Origin of the sequence: Pelosinus baikalensis, from assembly GCF_020819555.1 — a bacterium.
GTDB classification, from domain to species: domain Bacteria; phylum Bacillota; class Negativicutes; order DSM-13327; family DSM-13327; genus Pelosinus; species Pelosinus baikalensis.
This window is the reverse complement of the sequence record NZ_JAJHJB010000010.1, coordinates 135,755-136,617: the sequence shown is the minus strand read 5'-3', so window position 1 is coordinate 136,617 and position 863 is coordinate 135,755. Positions and strand designations below refer to the sequence as shown.

Here is an 863-nt window from a genome sequence, read left to right as displayed (position 1 = left end):
CACCAGTTGCTCCAGCATCGCCAGTAGCACCAGTAGCTCCAACATCGCCAGTAGCTCCAGTTACACCAGTAGCTCCAGTTACACCAGTAGCTCCAGTAGTACCAGTAGCACCAACATCACCAGTAGCGCCGGTGGCTCCAGTAGCACCAACATCGCCAGTTGCTCCAGTAGCACCAGTAGCTCCAACATCGCCAGTAGCACCAGTTACACCAGTAGCTCCAGTAGTACCAGTTGCTCCAGTAGCTCCAACATCACCAGTAGCGCCAGTAGCTCCAGTAGCACCAACATCACCAGTAGCTCCAGTAGCACCAGTAGCTCCAACATCGCCAGTAGCGCCGGTGGCTCCAGTAGCTCCAACATCACCAGTAGCACCAGTAGCTCCAACATCACCAGTAGCGCCAGTTGCACCAGTAGCACCAACATTACCAGTAGCGCCAGTTGCACCAGTAGCTCCAACATCACCAGTAGCTCCAGTTGCTCCAGTAGCTCCAGTAGCTCCAGTAGCACCAACATCGCCAGTTGCTCCAGTTGCACCAGTAGCTCCAACATCGCCAGTAGCACCAGTAGCACCAGTAGCTCCAACATCACCAGTAGCTCCAGTTACACCAGTAGCTCCAGTAGTACCAGTTGCTCCAGCATCACCAGTAGCACCCGTAGCTCCAACATCACCAGTAGCACCCGTAGCTCCAACATCACCAGTAGCGCCAGTTACACCAGTAGCTCCAACATCGCCAGTAGCGCCAGTTACACCAGTAGCACCAGCATCACCAGTAGCTCCAGTTGCACCCGTAGCTCCAGCATCGCCAGTAGCGCCAGTAGCACCAACATCACCAGTAGCGCCAGTAGCTCCAACATCGCCAGTA

1 protein-coding gene is annotated in these 863 nt (G+C 55.2%); it reads right to left on the bottom strand.

Annotated features, from left to right (window positions below; translation table 11 throughout):
• On the bottom strand, window positions 1–863 hold an 863-nt coding region (locus LMF89_RS09790), incomplete at both ends, for a hypothetical protein (protein WP_229534889.1).